Origin of the sequence: Marinobacter sp. 2_MG-2023, from assembly GCF_030546935.1 — a bacterium.
Taxonomy (GTDB): domain Bacteria; phylum Pseudomonadota; class Gammaproteobacteria; order Pseudomonadales; family Oleiphilaceae; genus Marinobacter.
The window spans coordinates 443,600-466,189 of record NZ_JAUOPH010000002.1; the positions used below are offsets into that span (position 1 = coordinate 443,600).

The 22,590-nt window shown below is 55.5% G+C and carries 20 protein-coding genes; 9 read left to right on the forward strand and 11 right to left on the reverse strand.

Translation table 11 applies throughout. The features are described from left to right. Nucleotides 1–180: 180 nt before the first annotated feature. The 5 genes from Q4501_RS05820 to Q4501_RS05840 form a co-directional block, all read right to left on the reverse strand. Entirely contained in the window at nt 181–1,485 is a 1,305-nt protein-coding gene (locus Q4501_RS05820) for a hypothetical protein (protein WP_303595005.1), read from the reverse strand. 104 nt (nt 1,486–1,589) lie between these two features. Next, a complete protein-coding gene (locus Q4501_RS05825) occupies nt 1,590–2,045 on the reverse strand; it encodes a DUF302 domain-containing protein (protein WP_303595007.1) in 456 nt (151 codons plus the stop codon). Between the two features lie 80 nt (nt 2,046–2,125). Beyond that, complete coding sequence (locus Q4501_RS05830) at nt 2,126–3,652, reverse strand: NAD(P)/FAD-dependent oxidoreductase (RefSeq protein ID WP_303595009.1); 1,527 nt, start codon at nt 3,650–3,652, stop codon at nt 2,126–2,128. A 109-nt stretch (nt 3,653–3,761) separates the two neighbouring features. Beyond that, a complete protein-coding gene (locus tag Q4501_RS05835; RefSeq protein ID WP_303595011.1) occupies nt 3,762–4,463 on the reverse strand; it encodes an SGNH/GDSL hydrolase family protein in 702 nt (233 codons plus the stop codon). 15 nt (nt 4,464–4,478) lie between these two features. Then, complete coding sequence (locus Q4501_RS05840; RefSeq protein WP_303595012.1) at nt 4,479–4,769, reverse strand: ferritin-like domain-containing protein; 291 nt, start codon at nt 4,767–4,769, stop codon at nt 4,479–4,481. A gap of 170 nt (nt 4,770–4,939) precedes the next feature. On the opposite strand from Q4501_RS05840, the gene Q4501_RS05845 reads away from it, so the two are divergent. From Q4501_RS05845 to Q4501_RS05855, 3 genes are all read left to right on the forward strand, one after another. Continuing rightward, nucleotides 4,940–5,971 (forward strand): histone deacetylase family protein, encoded by a 1,032-nt coding sequence (locus Q4501_RS05845; RefSeq protein WP_303595014.1) that lies wholly within the window; start codon nt 4,940–4,942, stop codon nt 5,969–5,971. Between the two features lie 55 nt (nt 5,972–6,026). After that, on the forward strand, nt 6,027–6,608 hold the full coding sequence (locus Q4501_RS05850; protein WP_303595016.1) for a TetR/AcrR family transcriptional regulator: 582 nt from the start codon (nt 6,027–6,029) through the stop codon (nt 6,606–6,608). Between the two features lie 104 nt (nt 6,609–6,712). After that, complete coding sequence (locus Q4501_RS05855; RefSeq protein WP_303595018.1) at nt 6,713–7,870, forward strand: iron-containing alcohol dehydrogenase; 1,158 nt, start codon at nt 6,713–6,715, stop codon at nt 7,868–7,870. Nucleotides 7,871–7,947: 77 nt separating this feature from the next. Here the strand turns inward: Q4501_RS05855 and rlmE are convergent, their stop codons facing one another. Next, nucleotides 7,948–8,568, reverse strand: coding sequence for a 23S rRNA (uridine(2552)-2'-O)-methyltransferase RlmE (gene rlmE / locus Q4501_RS05860; RefSeq protein WP_303595019.1), 621 nt, complete (start codon nt 8,566–8,568; stop codon nt 7,948–7,950). A gap of 171 nt (nt 8,569–8,739) precedes the next feature. Between rlmE and Q4501_RS05865 the strand changes: the two genes are divergently transcribed. The 3 genes from Q4501_RS05865 (at nt 8,740) to Q4501_RS05875 (ending at nt 11,886) form a co-directional block, all read left to right on the forward strand. Then, on the forward strand, nt 8,740–10,377 hold the full coding sequence (locus tag Q4501_RS05865; protein ID WP_303595020.1) for an NAD(P)/FAD-dependent oxidoreductase: 1,638 nt from the start codon (nt 8,740–8,742) through the stop codon (nt 10,375–10,377). Further along, entirely contained in the window at nt 10,374–11,108 is a 735-nt protein-coding gene (locus Q4501_RS05870; protein ID WP_303595022.1) for an RNA methyltransferase, read from the forward strand. The genes Q4501_RS05865 and Q4501_RS05870 overlap by 4 nt, the downstream gene beginning before the upstream one ends. 109 nt (nt 11,109–11,217) lie before the next feature. Further along, nucleotides 11,218–11,886 (forward strand): transglutaminase family protein, encoded by a 669-nt coding sequence (locus tag Q4501_RS05875; RefSeq protein WP_303595023.1) that lies wholly within the window; start codon nt 11,218–11,220, stop codon nt 11,884–11,886. 91 nt (nt 11,887–11,977) lie between these two features. On the opposite strand, the gene ahpF is transcribed toward Q4501_RS05875, so the two are convergent. Beyond that, nucleotides 11,978–13,543, reverse strand: a complete 1,566-nt coding sequence (gene ahpF, locus Q4501_RS05880) for an alkyl hydroperoxide reductase subunit F (RefSeq protein ID WP_303595024.1) — start codon at nt 13,541–13,543, stop codon at nt 11,978–11,980. Nucleotides 13,544–13,798: 255 nt separating this feature from the next. Between ahpF and Q4501_RS05885 the strand changes: the two genes are divergently transcribed. Together Q4501_RS05885 and Q4501_RS05890 are read left to right on the forward strand one after the other, a co-directional pair. Further along, the gene (locus tag Q4501_RS05885; RefSeq protein WP_303595025.1) at nt 13,799–14,530 is read left to right on the forward strand and encodes a DUF3581 domain-containing protein; all 732 of its coding nucleotides are present in this window, start codon (nt 13,799–13,801) and stop codon (nt 14,528–14,530) included. Between the two features lie 76 nt (nt 14,531–14,606). After that, nucleotides 14,607–17,450 carry a cation-translocating P-type ATPase gene (locus tag Q4501_RS05890; RefSeq protein WP_303595026.1) on the forward strand — a complete coding sequence of 948 codons (2,844 nt, stop codon included), beginning with the start codon at nt 14,607–14,609 and terminating at the stop codon, nt 17,448–17,450. 106 nt (nt 17,451–17,556) lie between these two features. On the opposite strand, the gene ahpC is transcribed toward Q4501_RS05890, so the two are convergent. The 4 genes from ahpC to Q4501_RS05910 all read right to left on the reverse strand — a co-directional run bounded on the left by ahpC (nt 17,557) and on the right by Q4501_RS05910 (nt 21,182). Beyond that, on the reverse strand, nt 17,557–18,120 hold the full coding sequence (ahpC, locus tag Q4501_RS05895; protein WP_303595028.1) for an alkyl hydroperoxide reductase subunit C: 564 nt from the start codon (nt 18,118–18,120) through the stop codon (nt 17,557–17,559). A gap of 202 nt (nt 18,121–18,322) precedes the next feature. After that, the gene (locus Q4501_RS05900) at nt 18,323–19,627 is read right to left on the reverse strand and encodes a TRAP transporter large permease (protein ID WP_303595029.1); all 1,305 of its coding nucleotides are present in this window, start codon (nt 19,625–19,627) and stop codon (nt 18,323–18,325) included. After that, nucleotides 19,617–20,111: a TRAP transporter small permease gene (locus Q4501_RS05905; RefSeq protein ID WP_303595031.1), complete on the reverse strand. Its 495-nt coding sequence runs from the start codon at nt 20,109–20,111 to the stop codon at nt 19,617–19,619. The genes Q4501_RS05900 and Q4501_RS05905 overlap by 11 nt, the downstream gene beginning before the upstream one ends. Nucleotides 20,112–20,171: 60 nt before the next feature. Further along, nucleotides 20,172–21,182, reverse strand: coding sequence for a DctP family TRAP transporter solute-binding subunit (locus tag Q4501_RS05910; RefSeq protein WP_303595032.1), 1,011 nt, complete (start codon nt 21,180–21,182; stop codon nt 20,172–20,174). Nucleotides 21,183–21,420: 238 nt separating this feature from the next. Between Q4501_RS05910 and Q4501_RS05915 the strand changes: the two genes are divergently transcribed. Continuing rightward, nucleotides 21,421–22,587 carry an AI-2E family transporter gene (locus tag Q4501_RS05915; RefSeq protein ID WP_303595033.1) on the forward strand — a complete coding sequence of 389 codons (1,167 nt, stop codon included), beginning with the start codon at nt 21,421–21,423 and terminating at the stop codon, nt 22,585–22,587. The last annotated feature ends 3 nt before the right edge of the window (nt 22,588–22,590 follow it).

Sequence of the window (22,590 nt, forward strand, 5' to 3'; positions counted from 1 at the left end):
AGATTCATGGAATAAAAGACGACTACAGTCACGCGCCGGCAATCGGGGTGACGTCCTCTGACAGGTCGTATGGATAGTTCGCAAGAAGGCTTAAAGCCCGAAAGTGCGGAATCCCTAGAGGCAGGATGCGGAGAACCTTAACAGAGGCCTGTAGAATTAGCCATAGGGGATTATCACTGCCTACACCCTAACGACAGTAACAACCGCAGCAAGAAGGCTCGCAGCCGTCAGCCCCACAAGAGACAAGCGGAGGTTCCAGCGGAATGAAGCATCCATGGCTCTATAGCCTGTCAGGCGCTCCATAATAAGAGCATTGGCAGCAAAGGGGGTTCCAAAGGCGGTTATCCCCCAGCCTGTTACCATGCCAATACCCAGGCCGATCAGTGCATCGCCAGGCCAGATAGCGCCTAGAATACCGCCCGCGAGGGTGCCTATCACAATCGGATTAATACCGGCCAGACCGGCCGCAAAGAACACCCAGGGAACGCAGGCTGCTATGACAGGCCAAAGCCAGGCCGGCACATTCGGGTCACCACTTATCTGCCCCAGCACAGCACCGCTGATCACCGAGCCAATAAATGCAGACCCACCCACAATCGCCAGCTCGTTACTGACGTTAGACATATTGACCAGCGGCGGGTTCGTGTTGCGACTCCAGGCCAGAATCCTTGCGCCAAGAACCGCGGCTAAACAACTGAGGGTCACCGCATGGGCATAGCTGAGTTGATAACGCTGGCTAAGCAGGAACACACCCGCACAGATGGCCAAAATGAGCGCCCCGAATCGTAACCACGGCGCCAGACCAGCCTTGCCCGTAGGGGCATCCATTTGTTGCGCGCTTTCCGGCTCGCGCCAGATCAGACCACATAAAACGATAGCGGCAGAAAACGGGACGGTGAACAACAACAGATCAAGACTGCCCAGCCCCGGCAACAGCGTGAGCGTGAGTACAACAGAGATCGATAGCGGAGAAAACGTAGGCGAGACACCAAAGCCTCGTAACACCGCACGGGTTGCGTTACGGGTAGCTGGCGAATCACCACTGCTGCGCACACGCTCACCCACCAGGCTACCGACGACGGCCACAGATCCAAAATTCAGAGGTACGGAAACAAGAGAGGTACCGAACGACAGGCTCAGGTAGCGAACGGATGAATTACCTCCAAACAGGCTGGAGGAAATCTGCTGTAAATCACGGGTACGACCAAGTACGGACGACAAGAGCATCACCGCCAGTACGAGCCCCGCCAAGCGGCTCATATTCCCCGCCGCAGCGCCAATCAGGCCCGGGTCACGCCCTAACGCAAACACCAGTGCCAGCACTGCCACCAGGAAAACAGCCCTGGGCACCCTTCGCATGTCCCGCCACCCCAGAATCACCGCAAGGCTGACTGCTCCGGCACCCAGGCCCGCCATACCGGGAAACAGTACGAAAACAGCAGCCACAAGGGCAATATAAGCAAGAGCAGAGCGTATCAGCAGCAAGAGTGCATGTCCCGAGCGTCAAAGCCGGGCATTTTAGGGGCCCGGTGCCTTATCGGGTATCCGCAATTATGGGGATACCCTTAGCTTCCTTATGGCTTTAGCTCTCAGCGGGTTGCGGCGCCGGCAAAATTCGACAGAGCGCCACTCACTTTTTCCAGCACTGCGTCGCAGCCCTCAATAGCGTGCCTGGCTTTCAGGTACTCGGGGTCGTTATAACCGAGCCAGACTTGCCCACTCTCGTCTTCCCATATTAACGCTTTCTGGGGCAAATCGACTGCCACACTCTGGGCGCACTGCATGAGTGGTGAACCCACTTTCGGGTTGCCAAAAATCACCACCTCAGTCGGTCGCAACTCCAAACCCACAGACTCGGCACCAGCGGCATGATTGATCCGGTTCATGATTTTCATACCATTTTCGCTCAGAGCCGCTTCAAGTTTGTCAGCGGTGGCCGCTACGCTGTGATTGCTTTTGACCACAATCAGGCCGTCTGCAGCATGGGCTGCACTCGCACACAGTACTAAAAGTAGGGGTAATACGACGATCCTGAACATATTCATCAAGCGCTTCCTCTTTATGAATGACAAGGCCCATACTAGACCATTCATGCCTCTCCAAGAAGCCGGGCAAATGATTTTACCTAGCTGCCAAACAGCGCCGAGCGCAAGGGTCGCAGAAAACCTCGAGGCTTGTACTCCTGGGCTCTGGTCTTCTCGCCATCAAACTCGATATATCCGTCTTCAATGGGTTCAAACCGCAGGATTTTTACATCTGCCAGATAGTTCTGGGAAGACTTCCAGGGGCCGTGAGTGCCCTGGCGTGGAAGCCGATCCTGAGCCCGCTTTATGTAGCCTGCATCCAGAGAGCCCAACACGGTGTCTTTACCGAGACTGTTGCCGGTATCTCTGGCAAGTGCCACACGCCTGCCTCGCCGGTCCATGTGGTTAATCAGGCGGCAAAGATATTCACTCGCGATATCCGCTTTCAGGGTCCAGGAAATATTGGTGTACCCGAAAATCATACCCGCATTGGGCACCCCTTCTACCATCACATTCTTGTAGACAACTTTATCTTTCAGAATCACTTCCTGGCCGTCCACCCGTGGCTTTACGCCCCCAAGCATCTGAATATCCAGGCCCGTGGCCGGAATAATGATGTCTGCGTCCAGGTGCGCGCCGGATTCCAGTTGAATGCCATTTTTAGTGAAGCGCTGGATGTGATCGGTTGCGATAGACGCCCTGCCCGTTTTCAACGCCTTGAACAGGTCGCCGTCTTTCACCACGCATAAGCGCTGATCCCAGGGGTTGTAGTCTGGCGTGAAGTGGCGCATATCGGCTTTATCGCCAACCTGCCGCTTGATAATGCCCAGAAACAGGCGGCGCATAGTTGCCGGGCTTTTACGGGAGCGTTGATATAAAAAACGGGACATGGAGATGTTTCGGGCCCGGGTCAGTCGGTAGGCGGCCTTGGGAGACAGCACCCTTTGCAACGCGAGCGTTATCTTATCTGTGGACGGCATGGGCACCAGGTAGGTCGGTGAGCGCTGCAGCATGGTCACGTGGCCGGCTTCTTCGGCCAGAGTGGGCACCAGGGTAATCGCCGTCGCCCCACTGCCAATAACCACGACTTTTTTGCCCTCGTAATTCAGGCCTTCCGGCCAGTGCTGAGGGTGCACAATAACGCCTGTAAAATCCGCCTCTCCGGGGAAATCCGGCTTATAACCCTGATCATAGTTATAGTAGCCGGTACATCCAATCAGAAAGCTGGCGGTGTAGGTTTCAGGCTTGCCGCTCGCTTCATTCAAAGCAATCAGTTTCCAGCATTTATCCACACTGGACCAATCTGCAGTTTGCACCGCCCGGCCATACCGGATGTGCCGCTCAACGTCATACTCTTTGGCTGTTTCAGCCACATACTGTTTAATGGAAGCGCCATCCGCCAGCACCTTGCCGCCGGTCCAGGGGCGGAAGTTGTAGCCAAATGTGAACATGTCGGAATCTGAACGTATGCCCGGATAGCGGAAGAGGTCCCAGGTCCCGCCGAGCGTCTGGCGCCGTTCCAGAATGGCGAAGGACTTGCCCGGGCATTCCCGCTTCAGATGGCAGGCCATACCGATACCGGACACCCCGGCACCAATAATCAATACATCAAAATGCTGTTCGCTCATAACCGGCCTCTCGATTCCATTGTCGTTATTCTGGCAACGCACTGGAAATCAAGATAACGCAACGGAGTACCATGAAAAATTGGCCCGCACGGTCGCAGGTTGCTGCGGTTTAGGCCAGTTTTCGGATACTAGTGGCAGAATGCTCTGCCCATAGCCGGTAAGCATCCAGGCCAGGGTGGAAGCCATCCGAAGCCATAAACCCGGGCTCGAAAGGAAAGGAAACACAAAGGTATTCAAGGTTACTGCGACGGCTGCAGATACTTTCCATCAGTCCGTTCAACTGCCTGGCCCGCATACCCAGATACCAGCGTAAGGGCTGAGGTAAGGACGGGAACAGATGCATGGGAGGAATAGCGGTGAACAGAACTCGGGTGGCACCCAGATCGTGTAGCAGGCAGTCCGAAAGCTCGTTCAGAGCCGAAAGCCACTGCTGTGTGCTGGTGCGGCCGGTAACGTCGTTTACACCAACCGAGACGAGCACTACATCGTAGCGATCTTCCGCTGAAGCTTTGACTGCCTCCAGAACATCGACTGCTTTACGACCTGTTTCCGCCAGCACACTCCAGATCACGCGATGATCACTGGCCAGGTTTCTGACCAACTGCCCCACCAGTGCGTCCTGTTGGTTGCTCACGCCCACACCGGCGGCAGCTGAATCCCCAAGGATAAGCAGCCGAAGCTCCGGCCCTTTACCAGCAACGCCCTGGCGCTCGCCCTCAGGCTCTGGCAAGCGCGGCGTTACTCTGCGTACATGCCGCCCCTGGCCAATAAGAACCGGCGCCAGCGCGAGCGTCGACAAAGGGTAAAGCATGACGTATGTACCCGGTCAGTCGTGGTGGCCAATCGGCCCTTCTGTAAACAGAAACTCCCGCAAGTGCTTGTCCATCACCGGATCCTTACGACGGATCCACTCGAGCACCATAGCCGCATGTTCTTTTTCCTCGTCACGGTTGTGCTCAAGAATCGCTTTCAACTCGGCATCCTTGCAGGCATCCACCCGCTGGTTGTACCAATCAACCGCCTCAAACTCCTCCATCAGGGAAACCACGGCGCGGTGCATTTCGCGGGTTTCATCCGTCAGTTCACCAACTGGCTCGTGATAACTATCGCTCGACATAATCTGGTCCCTCTACATTTGGTTTTATACAGGTGCACAAGACATTTTTTAACACAACAACACTGTCTGACAATAGCCGAAAATCCAGCGCTTAAACACCATGGTTTCATTTGAGCCGTATCAAGGGCTGTGGCAAAGTCTTAAGACAAGCTGACCGGGATAAATTCTTGATGAAAACCGTCTTCTCACCACTGCATAGCCTCCGCTCAGTCAAAACTGAACTGGATGGCGGCATATTGATTCAACCCCACGAAAAACCGTCCCGGGCAGAGACCATCCTTGCACGCGTAAAAGCGCAAATGCTCGGTGACGTACTAGGGCCGGAAGAGTTTGGCCTCGAGCCGGTCAAACGCGTGCACACAGCGGATTACGTGGAATTTCTTGAGCACTGCTGGACGGACTGGGTAGCGGAAGGCAAACCGGGAGAAGCCATCCCCGCCGTCTGGTGTGGCCGGGGCATGCGGCCACGGGTACCCAAAGACATTGACGGCCGTCTCGGCTACTACAGCTTTGCCGCCGAGACCTCCATTTCCGACGGTACATGGGAAGCGGCCCGCGCTTCTGCCAACGTCGCACTGACGGCTCAGAAGCTGGTTGCCAATGGTGAGCGGGCCGTTTTCGCCCTGTGCCGACCGCCTGGCCACCACGCCCATGCCGACCTGTTCGGTGGCTACTGTTTCTTCAACAACGCAGCCATTACAGCCCAGGCCTTTCGGGATCAGGGTTGCGAACGTGTTGCCATTCTCGATGTGGACTTCCACCATGGCAACGGTACCCAGGCCATCTTCTATGGCCGCAGCGATGTGCTGACAATCAGCCTGCACGGCGATCCGGACCTGGTATTCCCCCACTTCCTCGGTTTCGAGGATGAAGCCGGTGAGGGAGAAGGTGAAGGCTATAACCTGAATATCGTTTACCCTCCGGGAACGCCCTATGGCGCCTGGAGCAAGGGTCTGGAAACCGCCTGCGAACGCATTGCAGCATTCAAGCCGGACACTCTGGTTATTGCCCTGGGGGTAGATACGTTTGAAGACGACCCGATCTCATTCTTTAAACTGAAATCGGCGGATTACCTGTCGCTGGGCAAGCGCATTGAGCAGTTAGGGCTACCCACCGTATTCACCATGGAAGGCGGTTACGACGTGGACGCCATCGGCGTTAATGCAGTGAACGTGATGCAAGGCTTCGAGAACTGGAAATGAACATAGGGGTTAACAACTACTAGACGACCGGTCTAGTAGGCTTTATCCTTCTGCCATGGATAAACACCACAATACCTGCCAACACCTGCTGGACACCGGCCGCGAAATCCTTGCTGCACGGGGTTTCAGTTCGGTTGGATTGAGTACTATTCTTCAACAGGCAGGTGTGCCGAAAGGTTCCTTCTATCACTACTTCAAGTCGAAAGAAAGCTTCGGCCAGGCAGTGCTGGAAGATTATTTCGACGGTTATATGCAAAACCTTGCGGTGCGTTTCAACGACGGCCCCGAACCGGCGCTGGATCGACTTATGAGTTATTGGGTTGATTGGCAACACCAATACTGCGGCCCAGAAGGACTCAAGGATTGCCTGGTGGTCAAACTCAGTGCCGAAGTCGCCGATCTATCTGAGGCTATGCGCCTCACACTGCGGGATGGCACCGGCAACATCATCAGCAATATCGCCGAGTGCATTGATGTCGCAATAGCCGAGGGGTCGTTGCCCGACCAGGATTCCCGACAACTGGCCGCCAGTCTCTACCAGCTATGGTTAGGCGCCAGCCTGCTGACCAAGCTCCATCGAGACAATCAGCACATGACGTATGCGATGGTCTTAACTCAGGAATTACTTTCAGGCTAGGAAAGCCTCTACAAGCAAATGGCCAACAGGCCTTATTTTTTTACATCGAAACTAGTCGACCGGTCTATTCCTTTCGTATCCCAGACCCACTATGAGGATTGAGAATGAACAACTTTGATTTTTACAACCCGACCCGCATCGCTTTTGGAGAAGGTAAAATTGCCGAGCTTGATAAGCTCGTGCCCCAAGACGCCAAAGTGCTGGTGCTCTTCGGCGGAGAGAGCGCCCGCCGTACCGGCACCCTGGCTGAAGTGAAATCATCCCTTGGCAACCGCCAGGTTTCAGAGTTTGGCGGCATTGAACCAAACCCGAGCTTCGAAACCCTGATGAAAGCAGTTGCCCAGGTGCGAGAGCAAAACGTCGACTTTCTGCTTGCTGTAGGCGGCGGATCCGTTATCGACGGCACCAAATTTGTGGCCGCGGCGGCCGTTTTCGAGGGCGACGAGTGGGATATTCTGCTGCAAGGCGGTAACAACATTAAACGCGCTCTGCCCTTCGGCTCTGTACTCACTTTGCCGGCCACCGGTTCCGAGATGAACAAAGGCGCAGTAGTCACTCGCAAGTCACTGAAAGCAAAGCTGCCGTTCCACAGTGACCTGGTGTTCCCGCAGTTCTCAGTACTCGACCCTACTAAAACCTACACTCTGCCGTTACGCCAGGTAGGTAATGGGGTTGTCGATGCCTTCGTCCATGTGGTGGAGCAATACCTGACCTATCCAGCCCAGGCTCCGGTTCAGGATCGCTTCGCAGAAGGGCTGCTACTGACATTGACCGAAATCGGCAAACAGGCACTGGCTGACCCCGAGAACTACGAGATCCGTGCCAGTCTGATGTGGACAGCGACGCTGGCCTTGAACGGCCTGATCGGCAGCGGCGTCCCGCAGGACTGGTCCACCCACATGCTGGGGCATGAGCTGACCGCCCTGCACAATCTTGATCACGCCCAGACACTGGCGATTGTATTGCCATCAATGCTACGTGAACGCAAGGCTGAGAAGCTCGACAAACTGGTCCAGTACGGTGAACGCGTCTGGGATATCCGGGATGGCACTCCCGAAGAGAGGGCAGAAGCCGCCATTGCCAAAACCCGTAACTTCTTTGAATCACTCGGTGTGAAAACCCGCCTCAGCGATTACGATCTGGGCGAAAGCGACATTGAGTCACTAATTGAAAGCCTGGAAAGCCACGGCATGGTCGCACTTGGTGAACACGGTGATATCACGCCTGATGTATGTCGCCGAGTACTTCAGGCAAGCCTGTAAGATAAACGAGTCCTTTTGCGGGGCCCTGCTGTGATTGCAGGTGCCCCTTTTTTTGCATATCCGATGGGGAGGGGGGGTCAGCCCTTGAAGCCCTTGCCAACCACATAGACTTCCCGGGAGCGGGCGCGGGACGAATCCGGCTTGCGCACCACCACCTTATCGAACACCGCCCTGGCGGCTTTCAGGAATTCTTCATAGCCTTCACCCTGAAACACCTTGGCGACGAAACTGCCTTTGGGCTTGAGCACCTGACAGGCCATATCCAATGCCAACTCCACCAGATACATGGAAGATGCCTGGTCGGCCACCGTTACCCCGCTTATGTTCGGCGCCATATCCGAAATCACCACATCCACCGGGCTGTCTCCCAGTTTGGTCATGATCTCTTCAAATACCGAGTCTTCAGTGAAGTCGCCCTGAATGAATTCCACCCCGGCAATGGCGTCCATAGGCAATATGTCAGAGGCCAGCAGCCTGCCCTTGTGGCCGACCAGATTGACGGCCACTTGCGACCAGCCACCCGGCGCGGAGCCAAGATCCATCACCACCATATTGGGAGCAATCAGCCGATCCTTCTTGTTGATTTCAAGAAGCTTGTAACTGGCCCGCGAGCGATAGCCGTCCACCTGCGCCTGTTTTACGAAGGGGTCGTTCACGTGCTCTTCAAGCCAGCGGTTACTGCTTTTGGATCGGGCCATAGGGACTCATCAAAAGGGGAAAGCGGACGCACCATTCTACGTGTCCCATCCGCCTGCGGCAAAATCCTGACATCCGGGCCGGGCGCACGTACAATTGCCGCAACATTTTCCGATTCTTTTATCACCGGCTATTAACCCGTCACCGACGGCGAGATCCGGGCAGGACCTACTATGATCCGCCTTACCGAACTGGCGCTGCCACTGGACCACCCCGAAAGCGCCCTGCGAGCCGCAATCCTCGAACGGCTGGGCATCGACGACGCCGATCTGGCAGATTTCACCGTCTTCAAGCGCAGTTACGACGCCCGCAAGAAAAATTCCGAGATCAAGTTCGTTTACATTGTTGATCTTAACGCCCGGAATGAAGAGGCCATTCTAGCCCGCTTTGAAAAAGACCAGCACGTGCGGCTGGCGCCGGATACCGCCTATTATCCCGTTGCACAGGCGCCCGCCGGCCTCACCGAGCGCCCGATCGTGATCGGCTTCGGCCCCTGCGGGTTGTTTGCAGCCCTGATTCTGGCCCAGATGGGGTTCCGCCCGATTGTACTGGAGCGCGGCAAGAACGTGCGCAGCCGTACCAAAGACACCTGGGCCCTGTGGCGGAAAAAGCAGCTTTCACCGGAATCCAACGTCCAGTTTGGTGAAGGCGGTGCTGGCCTGTTCTCGGACGGCAAGCTGTACAGCCAGATCAAGGATCCGAAATTCTTTGGTCGCAAGGTGATGCACGAGTTTATCCGGGCCGGTGCACCGGAAGAGATCCTGTACGTCAGCAAGCCCCACATAGGAACCTTCCGGCTGACGGGTGTGGTGTCCACCATGCGCGAGGAAATTATTCGCCTGGGCGGCGAGATTCGTTTTGAAAGCAAAGTCACTGACTTGCTCATCGACAACGGCCGCATTGAGGGCGTAGAGCTGGACACCGGAGAACAACTGCACAGCCGATATGTGATTTTGTCTGTCGGTCACAGCGCGCGCGATGTCTTTCGAATGCTGCAACGCAATGACGTGTTTATTGAAGCCAAGCCCTTTGCCATCGGCTTTCGCATCGAGCATCCGCAATCGCTCATCGACAACGCTCGCCTGGGCAAATACGCCGGTCATCCCGCGCTGGGAGCTGCGGACTATAAACTGGTGTATCACGCCAGCAACGGGCGCGCGGTTTACAGTTTTTGCATGTGTCCTGGGGGAACCGTAGTCGCTGCAACCTCGGAACCCGGCCGGGTCGTCACCAACGGTATGAGCCAGTATTCCCGCAATGAGCGCAACGCCAATGCCGGCATTGTGGTGGCTATTCATCCGGAAGAAGACTTTCCCGGAGGCCCTCTGGCCGGCGTGGATATGCAGGAAGCTCTGGAGTCAAAGGCCTATACGCTTGGCGGCAGTGATTATTGCGCGCCCGCGCAGCTGGTGGGCGATTTCATCAAACGCAAACCCTCCAGCGAACTGGGTGAGGTAGAGCCTTCTTACAAGCCGGGTATCAAACTGGGCGATCTTGCACCTTCGCTGCCGCCCTACGCCATCGACGCCATCCGCGAGGCCCTGCCGGCTTTCGGCAAGCAGATCCGGGGCTTCGACCGGAAAGATGCCATTCTGACCGGCATTGAAACCCGCACCTCTTCACCGGTGCGCATCACCCGGGATCGAACCAGCCTGCAGAGCCTGAATACCCGGGGGCTATACCCGGCAGGAGAAGGCGCAGGTTACGCGGGCGGTATTCTTTCGGCCGGTGTGGACGGCATCAAGGTTGCCGAAGCTCTGGCTCTGGCCATGCTGGAAGATCTGGCCACCAACAGCGGAAGCGAATCGTGAAGCTGGATGACATAAAAAAACTGCATCAGAAAAAATACCGTCAGGCACTGGGCCACTATCTGGTCGAAGGCGAGCATCTGGTGCTGGAACTCCAGAAAGCAGCAGCCCGCCAGCCCCGGCTGAACGCTTCCGAGCTTTATGTCACCGGCGCGTTTGAACATTGGGCAAGTCCATTCAAAACCCACCAGGTTAATGATCGCCAGATGGCCCAGCTTGCCGATACCCGCACGCCTCAAGGGATTCTTGCCGTGGTGCCCATGCCGGAGAAAGGCCTCGAGCCTGCAGCGGAGCCCGGCGAAAAAGCGGTTTACCTGCACGAAGTCCAGGATCCTGGAAACCTGGGGACAATTTTACGCACTTTGGCCTGGTTTGGCGGATTTCGCTGCCTTCTGAGCCCCGGCAGCGTCGACCCCTATAATCCGAAAGTAGTGCGCGCCAGCATGGGTGCCATATTCCACGTACCGGTGGAAACTGACGTCCCCCTGGATAGCCTGAGCAACCGCTACCATTCTATCGCCTGCCTCGATCTGAACGGCGACAAACTGACATCGGAGCCCTTCAGCACGCACGATTGCTATCTATTTGGGAATGAAGCCCGAGGTGTACCACAGGAAGTACTGGCTCAGTTGGCAGCAACGCCCTACACCATTTCAGGCAAAGGCGAAATCGAATCCCTGAATCTGGCTTCCGCAGTCAACATGTGTGCCTATGAGCTTGCCCGGGACAGCTGACCGGTAGCGGTGGTCTATATTGGCAATCATCCTGGCCGTTATCGCCATTGCCTGTAGCTTGCTAATTGGCGACTATCAAAGCCTGATGCCTTGAACCGGATGCCTGATTATGGATCGATACCTCCAGCCCACTGAGTTTTTTGACTACAACCAGCCTGAACTGAAGGCCTGGATTGCGGCCCGACTGGAGGGCGTACCTGAAGATAAGGTAGAACAGGCAAAGGCCCTGTATCTGGCAGCCCGGGACAGCGTGAGCTACAACCCCTACATTTTCCGCCCCGAACCCGAAACCTTCAGCGCCAGCTATGCTCTCAAAACCGGCGAAAGCTACTGCATTCCCAAGGCGGTATTGCTGGGCGCAGCAGCAAGGTCCATCGGCATACCCAGCCGCCTGGGCCTTGCCGATGTGCGCAATCATCTCTCAAGCCCGAAACTGATCGAATGGCTGCGTTCAGACATCTTCCGCATGCACGGGTTTATCGAGCTATATCTCAACGGTCGCTGGGTGAAAGCAACGCCGGCGTTTAACAAACAGCTTTGCGAATTGATGAACGTAGAGCCCCTGGAGTTTGATGGCGTCAACGACTCCATTTTTCAGGAATATACCGAGGCCGGTGAAGCACATATGGAATACGTGAACGATCACGGTCTTTTCGACGACGTTCCCCACAACTTCATTTTGTCCGGAATAAAAGAGGCTTACGGTCACCTGTTTTCAGAAGAAGGTGCACCAGAAATAGTCGATGGAAGTCTGGCGCAAGATATATCCGGGCGCTGAAACGCAAAACGGCACTCGCCTGCTGTGGGAGTGCCGTTTACGAACCAGAGCCGGGAACCTGATCGGGCTCCCACCCCTCCTGCCAATTACCTTATTCCACAGAATTGCGAATCAGGAAGTCAAAAGCACTCAACGCAGCTTTCGAGCCCTCCCCCATCGAAATCACAATCTGCTTGTAGGGCACGGTTGTCGCATCACCGGCCGCAAAGACACCAGGAATGGATGTCTCGTTACGATCGTTAATGATGATCTCTCCATGCTGGCTCAACTCGATATCGCCTTTCAGCCACTCGGTGTTGGGTACCAGGCCGATCTGGACGAACACGCCTTCCAAAGCCACATGGTGGTTTTCACCGGTGTTGCGGTCCGTGTAGTTCAGGCCGCTCACTCTGCCGTTCTCGCCAACCACTTCCGTGGTCTGACCAGAGGTAATAATGTCCACATTGTTGAGACTGCGCAGCTTTTTCTGCAGCACATCGTCTGCGCGCATTTCAGCACCAAACTCAATCAATGTGACATGACCAACGATACCGGCCAGGTCGATGGCAGCTTCCACACCGGAGTTACCACCACCGATCACCGCAACGTGTTTACCCTTGAACAGCGGGCCGTCACAGTGAGGGCAATAGGCAACACCTTTGTTACGGTATTCATCCTCTCCCGGAACACCCAGCGGGCGCCAGCGAGCACCGGTGGACAGCACAATCGTGCGGGCCTTGAGCGACGCACCATTAGCCAGACGGACCTCGTGTGGCATTCCACGCTTGGCAGCCGGAATCAGCTTCTCGGCATGCTGCATGTTCATGATATCGACGTCATATTCTTTAACGTGCTGCTCCATGGCGGCAACCAGTTTCGGGCCTTCGGTATAAGGCACGGAAATCAGGTTCTCGATACCCATGGTGTCGGCTACCTGTCCACCGAAACGATCGGCGGCAATACCGGTAGAGATACCTTTACGCGCTGCGTAGATTGCTGCTGCTGAGCCAGCCGGCCCGCCACCAATCACCAGAACCTCGAAGGTGTCTTTCTGGTTGATCTTCTCTGCTTCTTTTTCCTCAGACTTGGTGTCCAGCCTGGAAACGATTTCTTCCAGCGTCATGCGGCCCTGGCCCCAGGGTTCTCCATTCAGGTAAACGCTCGGTACGGCCATAACTTCGCGCTTTTCCACTTCATCCTGGAACAAAGCACCATCAATGGCCGTGTGACGCACACCCGGGTTCAAAACACTCATCAGGTTCAGCGCCTGAACCACATCCGGGCAATTCTGACACGACAGGGAAAAATAGGTCTCAAACTCGAAGTCACCGTCCAATTGCTGGATTTGTTCGATCACTTCCTGCGACGCCTTGGAAGGGTGCCCACCGACTTGCAGCAACGCGAGAACCAGAGAAGTAAACTCGTGCCCCATCGGAATGCCGGCGAAGCGAACGCCCATATCGCTGCCAATGCGGTTTATCGCGAAGGAAGGGCGACGCACATCGTTCGAAGCTTCCGTGCGCAAGCTGATTTTCTCGGACATCGGCTCGATTTCTTCCAGAAGCTGCTTCAGCTCCTGGGACTTATCGCTATCATCATAGGCTGCCACCAGCTCAATCGGCTGCTGCAGCTTTTCCATATAAGCCTTCAATTGTTGCTTGATATTGGCATCCAACATGTAACGATTCCCCTCTTGAGTTCTTTAGGCTGACCGCCAGAATCCGTAAAATCATAGTGATCTGTGATTAAGATATATTCCAAAGATACGGAGTGGCTTAAAAAAGCTCAAATTAATTGATGCAAACCAATTGATAGGCAGTTGCTATTATTACTTTGATGCGGTTACGAATAGCGAATACCCATCCAAGCCTTACCCCGGTACCATGTTACCAGGCGTCGCAACGTCACCCTTTGCACTCAGGATAAGCAGCACATGTTTCCAGATCGTTATCACTCAACCCAGAACGGATGCGTACACATTTCCGCATCTCAGGCCAGTCTGTTCGCAAAAGAAGTGGCCGGGGATTTCAACCCGATTCACGATCCGGACGCACGCCGTTTCTGCGTTCCCGGAGACCTTCTTTTTGCCGTGGTCGTCGCACGCTTCGGGCTTTCACGACACATGACCTTCCAGTTCCGTGCACTGCTGGGTGACGGCGTCCCTCTGGAGTTCCGGGAAAGCGATGACGAAACCATCGAAGTGTGCGATCAGAACGGCAAGGTCTACCTGGAAGTAACCCGTAGCGGCGAGGTAACCCGGGACAGACAAGTGATCGAAGAGTTTATTCGCTGCTATGTGGCGGCCTCCGGCAAGAACTTCCCACACACTCTGAAGCCACTTATGGAATCAAAGAATGTGATGTTCAACCCGGATCGCCCCATGGTGATGTACGCCAGCATGAGTCTCACTCTGGACAGCCTGGACGCAGCGTCACCGGAGTTGGAACTGCACAATGCCGACCTGGAAGCAAATGGCAAGCGTGGCAATGTCACCCTTGATTACCGGTTGATCTCTGATGGCAAACCCGTGGGCGAAGTGACGAAACATCTGGTACTGGGCGGACTGCGACCCTACTGCCCGGATGCCATGGCAGAGGTGATCGAAGAATTCTATCGCCTTAAGGCACGCGGCTCCCGGTACGGTGTCGATACAGCCAGTTCCTGATACAGATCGTCTTTTCAGAGCTGGTTCATGGCTACAATGATCCTTATGAACTTCGCAGTCACAAGGACGAATAGCCATGACCAGCGAACAATCGCCGTTAGCGCCTTATAGACTTTCTTCCGATGCCGTCATCTCGGCTTTGGGCAGCAACGGACAAACCGGCCTTGATGGTGATGAAGCCGATCAACGCCTGAAGCGTGATGGTCCGAACGAGCTTAGCGCTTCCAGACCAGTCCCCGGCTGGCGCAAGCTGCTCGCCCAATTCTCCGACACGCTGGTTATTCTGCTCCTGCTCGCCGCAGCCATCTCCTCGGCACTGTGGCTGATAGAGCAGGACTCACCTCTACCCTACGAAGCCATTGCGATTCTGGCCATTGTGCTTTTTAACGCTGCTATGGGTTATAGCCAGCAGGCGCGTGCGGAACAGGCAGTTGCAGAATTACAGCAGATGTCAGCCGCTCAGGCCCGGGTCATACGGGACGGGCAACAGCAGAGTATCCCGGCAGCCAGGCTTGTAGCCGGTGATATTATCCTGGTAGAAGAAGGCGATACGATTCCCGCCGACAGCCGGCTCATTCACTCTGTGTCTCTGCAAACCTCAGAAGCAACACTGACCGGCGAAAGCCTTCCTGAATCCAAAGACCCTGAAACCATCATCGACGACGCCCCTATAGGTGATCGCCAGAACATGATTTTCAGCGGCACTACGGTTACCTATGGCCGCGGAACGGCGATAGTAACCGCAACCGGCATGCAGTCTCAGATAGGCCAGATTGCCGGTATGCTGGAGCAGGCACCTCCAGAGACCACGCCACTGCAGCAGGATCTTGCCCGAGTTGGCAGAATGCTGGGGCTGGTGGTCATCATGATTGCGGTGGTGATAATCCTCACCATTATTCTGGTGGATCACGTCACCGGCTTTTCCGCCCTGTTCGATGTTCTGATTCTTGGCGTCGCCCTGGCAGTGGCTGCTGTACCCGAAGGCCTGCCAGCTATAGTCACCGCTGTCCTGGCCCTCGGGGTCCAGCGCATGGCACGCCGTAACGCCATTGTGCGCCACCTGGCAGCCGTAGAGACTCTTGGCGCAGCCAATGTGATCGCCTCCGACAAGACTGGCACCCTGACCCGCAACGAGATGACCGTGAAAGCGATTGTTACGGCCAGTGGTCGGGTTACCCTGGGCGGCACAGGATACGAGCCAACAGGCGACGTTACCGTGCACACGGCATCGGCCAGTAGCGGTTCAGTTGATATCAGCGAGCCTTTGCGAATGGAGCTGGAACGGGCGCTCACCGTCGGCGACCGCGCCACCAACGCGGTTTTGCAAAAAGACGACGGCCAGTGGACCGTACAAGGTGACCCCACCGAAGGCGCTCTTCTGGTTGCTGCCAGAAAAATCGGACTGACGGAGGCGATCCTGGATGCCCGATATGAGCGGGTTGGTGAGGTACCTTTCTCATCCGAACGGAAAATGATGTCCACGCTTCATACCGACAGCCAACACAAAGGGCATATTCAGGTATTTACCAAGGGCGCGCCGGATGTTCTTCTGGGCCGCTGTGACCGGGAGCGCTTGGGAGACACTAGCCGCCCGTTAACCGAGGAACGTCGTTCTGAGATCCTGCAAGCCAACGAACAACTGGCCGGCGAAGCACTGCGTACACTCGGTGTTGCCGCCCGCTACCTGCCGGAGGATGGCTTCGAAGCCGATAATATCGACGACGATCTCGAGCAGGATCTGATATTCGTCGGCCTGATTGGCATGATTGATCCGCCCCGTGAAGAAGCCAAACAGGCTGTTGCCCAGGCCCGAAGCGCTGGTATCCGGCCCGTCATGATTACCGGCGATCACCCGGTTACAGCCGCTGTTATCGGGGCGGAGCTGGGCATCTGCACAGATGGCCGAGCCATCACCGGGGCAGAAATTGACGGCATGACGGACGAAGCTTTGTATCAGGCCGTGCAGGACGTCTCCGTTTACGCCCGGGTTAACCCGGAGCATAAGCTACGCATCGTCAAAGCCCTGCAAAATGATAAGAACATAGTCGCCATGACCGGCGACGGAGTGAACGATGCTCCCGCCCTGAGAACGGCAGACATTGGTATAGCCATGGGTATTAACGGCACAGATGTTTCCCGCAAGGCCTCGGACATTATTCTGGCAGACGACAACTTTGCCACCATTGTTGCTGCCGTGGAGGAAGGCCGGACAATCTTCGCCAACATCCGAAAGTTCCTGCGCTACCTGTTGTCGTCCAACATCGGCGAAGTACTAACCATGTTCTTTGGTGTGCTTCTGGCCGATGTAATCGGGCTGACCGCAAACGGTGCTGGCCTGGCTCTGCCACTGTTGGCAACCCAGATCCTCTGGATCAACATGGTCAGCGATGGCGCGCCGGCTCTGGCGCTCGGGCTGGATCCAGGCGATGGGGCGGCAATGACCAAGCCACCAAGGCCCAGGGGAGAAGGCATACTGACGCGTGATATGTGGGCCGGCATTGTTTTCGTCGGTATTATTACCGCAACCGGCACGCTTCTCGTACTTGATGCTTCCATGCCTGGTGGCCTGATAGCTGGTACAGGCACCCTTGCCTATGGCCAGACCATGGCCTTTACTACCCTGGTTTTATTCTCGATGTTTACCGTGTTCATTTCGCGATCTGACGAACAAAGCGCTTTTAGCGGTCTGTTCTCCAATCTCTGGCTTTGGGCTGCTGTGGGCGGATCACTGTTGTTGCAAATGGCGGTGGTCTACCTGCCTTTCCTGCAAAAGCCTTTTTCCACCGTCAGTCTGAGCCTTGAGGACTGGCTGTTTTGTGCAGCGGTCGCCAGTTCGGTCTTATGGCTTCGGGAACTAAGCAAAATGGTTATCCGCCTGCAAGAAAAAGAGATTGGCCCAACCGCAGCGGGCAGCCGCTAATTTGCCATGACCCTGAACGCAAAAAAACCCGGTAGCCCGGGGTTTTCTGGCAGAAGCAGGCCCGTGTAACGAGCCTGTTCCGATTGATTCCCTGTTTAAGAGAACCTTAGATCTTGCCAACCAGATCCAGTGAAGGAGACAGGGTAGCTTCGCCTTCCTTCCACTTGGCCGGGCAAACTTCGCCAGGATGGTTGCGTACATACTGAGCGGCTTTCACTTTACGCATCAGATCGTCTGCATCACGGCCAATGCCTTCCGCAGTGATTTCCATCGCCTGGATAACGCCATCCGGATCGATCAGGAAGGTAGCACGGTCTGCAAGACCCTGGCCTTCACGCATCACACCAAAGTTATTGGAGATGGTGCCGGTCTGGTCGCCCACCATGTAGTACTGAATCTTGCCGATGGTCTCGGAGCTGTCGTGCCATGCTTTGTGGGTGAAGTGAGTGTCTGTGGATACAGAGAATACTTCAACGCCCATCTTCTGCAGCTCTTCGTAGTGATCCGCTACGTCGCCCAGCTCAGTGGGGCAAACGAAGGTGAAATCAGCTGGGTAGAAGAAAAAGATCCCCCACTTACCTTTAACGTCTGCTTCGGAAATTTCTACGAACTCGCCCTGTTTGAAGGCGGTTGCGTTAAACGGTTTGATTTCAGAGTTGATAATGCCCATCAAATAAACTCCTTGGTTTGCCTATTGGTTAATTTATGGTGCTTACTGTAACGACCCTGAACACTTAAAGAAAATTGGTAATACCCAATCATTCTATAGCTGCAGGCTATCAATAATTATCACGAACACGTTTCACCTTTGCTACCGTCAATTCAGCAAAATCTGACTACAAGGCAACCTGATGCCAGCTTTTGCGCCTGGCTTACCAGGGGCCAACCACATAGCCTAGCTGCTCAGGTAGCCACAGCGCAATGCCCGGAATCAGCGCTACCAGAAGCAGGCTTATGCTCATAGCGGCAATAAACACCAACGCCCACCCAACTGTATGCTCCAGGCGAATATTTGCAATACGTGTTGTAACCATCAGGTTCACTGCCACTGGCGGCGTAAACTGCCCTATAGCAATGTTCATCGCCAGCAAGATACCGAACCATACCGGGTTCCAGCCAAAGTGGTTCATCAAGGGGAGCACGATGGGGATGAGAATCAGGTAAATCGATACCGCATCCAGCAACATGCCGGCAATCAGCACCAGCAACATTACCAGGCCCAGCAACACCCAGCCGTTATCTGAAAGAGACAGCAAGGCATCTGCCAGATGCTGGAAGGTACCCAGAGTGGTTCCTGCCCAGGCAAAAATACCCGCCAGAGCAATAATCAGCATGACTACGCCAGAGGTCACCGCCGCGTCTGTCATCAGATCAAACAGGCTGCGTAAACTCAGATTCCGGTATACCACACAGCCCACAATGATGCCGTAGGCCACCGCAACAACGGCAGCTTCCGTAGGCGTGAACAGGCCGGACCTAAGCCCACCCAGGATGATAATCGGGGCAAACAATGCAGGCAGTGCGGCCTTGAAACTGGGCCACAAGGGCGGTCGCTCGGAGGTTTCCGGGTTCTCCCAGCCGAACTTGCGAGCAAGGTAAAGCGCCGGCACCAGCAGTGAAAGGCCGGCAAGAATCCCGGGGAACAACCCGGCGGCAAACAACGCTCGCAAATCAACGCCAGGCACCACAATGGAATAGAGAATCAACGCAATCGAGGGCGGAATCAGAATAGCCGTAGACGACGAAGCCGCAATCAGCGCAGCAGAAAAGGGCTGCGGATAACCAGCCTTGCGCATACTGGGCAGCATCACCATGGCCACTGCGGCCGCATCTGCCGGCCCTGAGCCGCTCATTCCACCCATGATCAGACACACCAGCACCGCAACAACGGTAAGGCTACCGTGGCGGGGGCCGATGATGGCCTGGGCAAAGCGCACCAGGCTGGCCGCGACACCGGCACGCTCGAAAATAAGACCGGTAAGAATGAAAAGTGGTATCGCGATAAGCGGATACTTCGACACGCTGTTGTAGGTATTGGTGCCAAAGGTGGCGAGCATGTCGGGTGACAAACCGGAGACGATCCCCACCAGCCCACCAAAACCCAGCGCAATGGCAACGGGAACGCCCAACAGCAAGGCCAGAAGAAAGCTGCCGATCATCAACAGATCAGGACTCATGGATAACCTCCGCGTCTTTCTTGCCACGCAGGCGGTCGATGAAGTTCTGGGTCATCCGGATAATAATCGCCGCCGACATCAGCGGCAGCCAGATCACGTAAATCCAGTTTGGCAGTCCTAACCCGGGGGACAGAGACTCCCAGTCGTATTCCTGCATCGCAAAGATAGCGCCATACCAGGTGGTTACCCCCATAACCGACACACCCACCAGCCATTGCACGACAAACAGGCCCTTCAGCACAGCGGACGGCAAATAATGCTCAATCAGCTCAATACGGATGTGCTGATTGTTGCGAGCGGCCACGGCTGCGCCAGCGAACGTAAGCAGCACCAGAAGAAACACCGAAAACTCTTCGGTGAAGGCAAAAGAGGCATCTGTGGTGTAGCGGACAATCACGTTGCCCAGGCTGATGACACAGATTGCGATCAAGGCCAGGGATGCCAGCCAGGCTTCCGGCCGGAACTTCGGGGGACGGGAGGGCATGAATACTCCGTTTCAGAATAAGCACCCACCGGAACCGGCAGGTGCCTGTACAACAGCGAGTTACTGCTTGCGGTTGGCGACGGCAGACTGGGCCTGCTTCACCAGGTCTTCCCCGATGCGCGGTGTCCACTTTTCATAGACTGCACTGGTTGCTTCTACAAATGCATCGTGCTGCGCCTGGGTCAGTTCCGTAACGGTTACACCGCGGTCCTTGATGGCTTGTAAGGTGTCCTCAAGCTCGGCGCGGGATTTTTCGATTTCCCACTTGCCGGCATCAATTGCCGCCTGCTTCAAAAGTGCCTGATCTTCGGCATTGAACTGGCCCCAAACACGGTTGCTGACCGCAAATACCAGCGGATCGGCCATGTAGTGCCACAACGTGAGATGCTCCTGCCCAACCTGATCAATACGTGCCACGTCAAAAACAGACAGCGGGTTTTCCTGGCCATCGACTGCACCGGTGGTCAGTGCGGGCTTGGCATCCGCCCAGCTCATCTGGGTCGGGTTCGCGCCCAGTTCGGAGAATGTGTCCTGAAACAATGGCGAACCTACAACCCGGATTTTCAGGCCTTCCAGGTCGGCTGGTTCACTGATAGCGAGCTTGGAATTCGACAACTCGCGGAAGCCGTTCTCGCCCCACGCCAGCGGAGTTACGCCGCGCTTTTCGATCGCTTCAAATACGGCTTTACCTGCATCGCCCTGGGTGATGGCATCGATGGCCGCGTTGTCAGGCATCAGGAATGGCAAGGAGAACAGGTTCAGTTCCGGAACCTGAGGCGACCAGTTGATGGTGGAGCCCACGGCCATATCGATCAGCCCTGAACGCATGGCGGAGAACTCTTTGGTCTGATCCCCCGAAACCAGTTGTGAATTGCTGTAGATCTTCATGTTAATGCGCCCTTCCGAGCGTTCTTTCACCAACTCGACCCATTTATCCGCAGCCTGGCCCCAGGGAAACGCCGACGGCAGTACGGTAGAAACCGTGTATTCATCTTTGTATTGAGCGTTCGCCGCAGAGCTGAGCAGCAGAGTCGCCGCAGCAACAGCGATCAAGGAACGGGATTTCAGCATTTTATTTTCCTTTTTTGTTGGCAAGGGAGCGTGCGACGAAGCACCGGACACATCGCAGCAATGGGCAATTATAGGAGGGGGTGTTGCTGAGACGCAAAACAAAACAACAGGGGCTGGTGATCTATTTCCTGACGTGCCAGAACTGCCACCTCATTACATATCCGTTGTTTTTATGTTCTCGTAACCATAGGCGTCTACACTATGCTGGATATGAAATCCTCAAAGCACAGTGGCAGCCATGGAAAGCAACGAGCATAGTGAACCCGGAAGCAGTCAAGTAAATAGCATTGCCCAGCCTGATAAGGCACTACTTGAAGCCGTTAACATACGCAGCCTTTCGCTGGTTATTCTCACCAGCATCGCCACCCTCTTTTTCATAGACTGGGCCCAAGCCGTGCTACTGCCTCTGGTGGTCGCGGTAATGATCAGCTATGCGCTGGACCCCCTGGCATCAACACTTGATCGATTCAGAATCCCCCGGCCATTGAGCGCGGCCATCGTAATGGTTCTGATGCTGGGGTCGATCGCTGCCGCCAGTATCCCTTTGCAATCTGAAGCCATGGCTATGCTGGACAAGGTTCCTGTGGCGATCAGCGAGTTCCAGCGCAAGGAGGCCAGGGCTCCCGATACAGAAGAAGGCCTTATGGAAAAGGCCCAGGCTGCAGCAAAGAAAATCGAGGAATCTGCTGATCAGGACCAGAGCAACAGGCACCCGGCGCACGAGGGTGTAACGCCTGTTCGTGTGGTGGATAAACCGATGGATGTTCAGCAATACGTTTTGAAAGGCTCGCCTGCCGCAATCGTGCTTGTATCCCAGCTTTTCTCAGTATTGCTACTGGTGTATTTCATACTGGCGGCCGGGTCGCTGTACAAGCGCAAGGTTGTGAAAATCTCCGGCCCGTCATTCGGGCGAATGCGCAAAGCCGCCAGAATCATGAACGAGTTCCACCATCAGGTCCGGCGCTTTCTGTTCGTGATGTTTGTTGGTGCCCTGTTTGTAGGGGTTCTGACTTGGCTGGCATTCCTCGCCCTGGGAGTGGAGCAGGCGATGCTATGGGGCGTGGTAGCGGGTGTAGCCAGTGCAATTCCCTATCTTGGGCCATTTCTGGTGCTGGTTGGCACTGGTGTTGCGGCGTTCATCCAGTTTGGTGACTTGAATATGGCGATCATTGTCGCCGCCACATCACTGGTGGTTACCAGCATTCAGGGGTATCTGCTGACCCCATGGCTAACCAGTCAGGTTTCAAGCCTCAATGCCGTGGCGATTTTTGTCGGGCTTCTGTTCTGGGGCTGGCTCTGGGGGCCGGTGGGGCTGATCATAGCAACACCGCTTCTGATGATCATAAAATCTCTGTGTGATCATATTGTAAATCTTCGCCCGGTTGGCGAGTTACTGGGCAAATAGGAC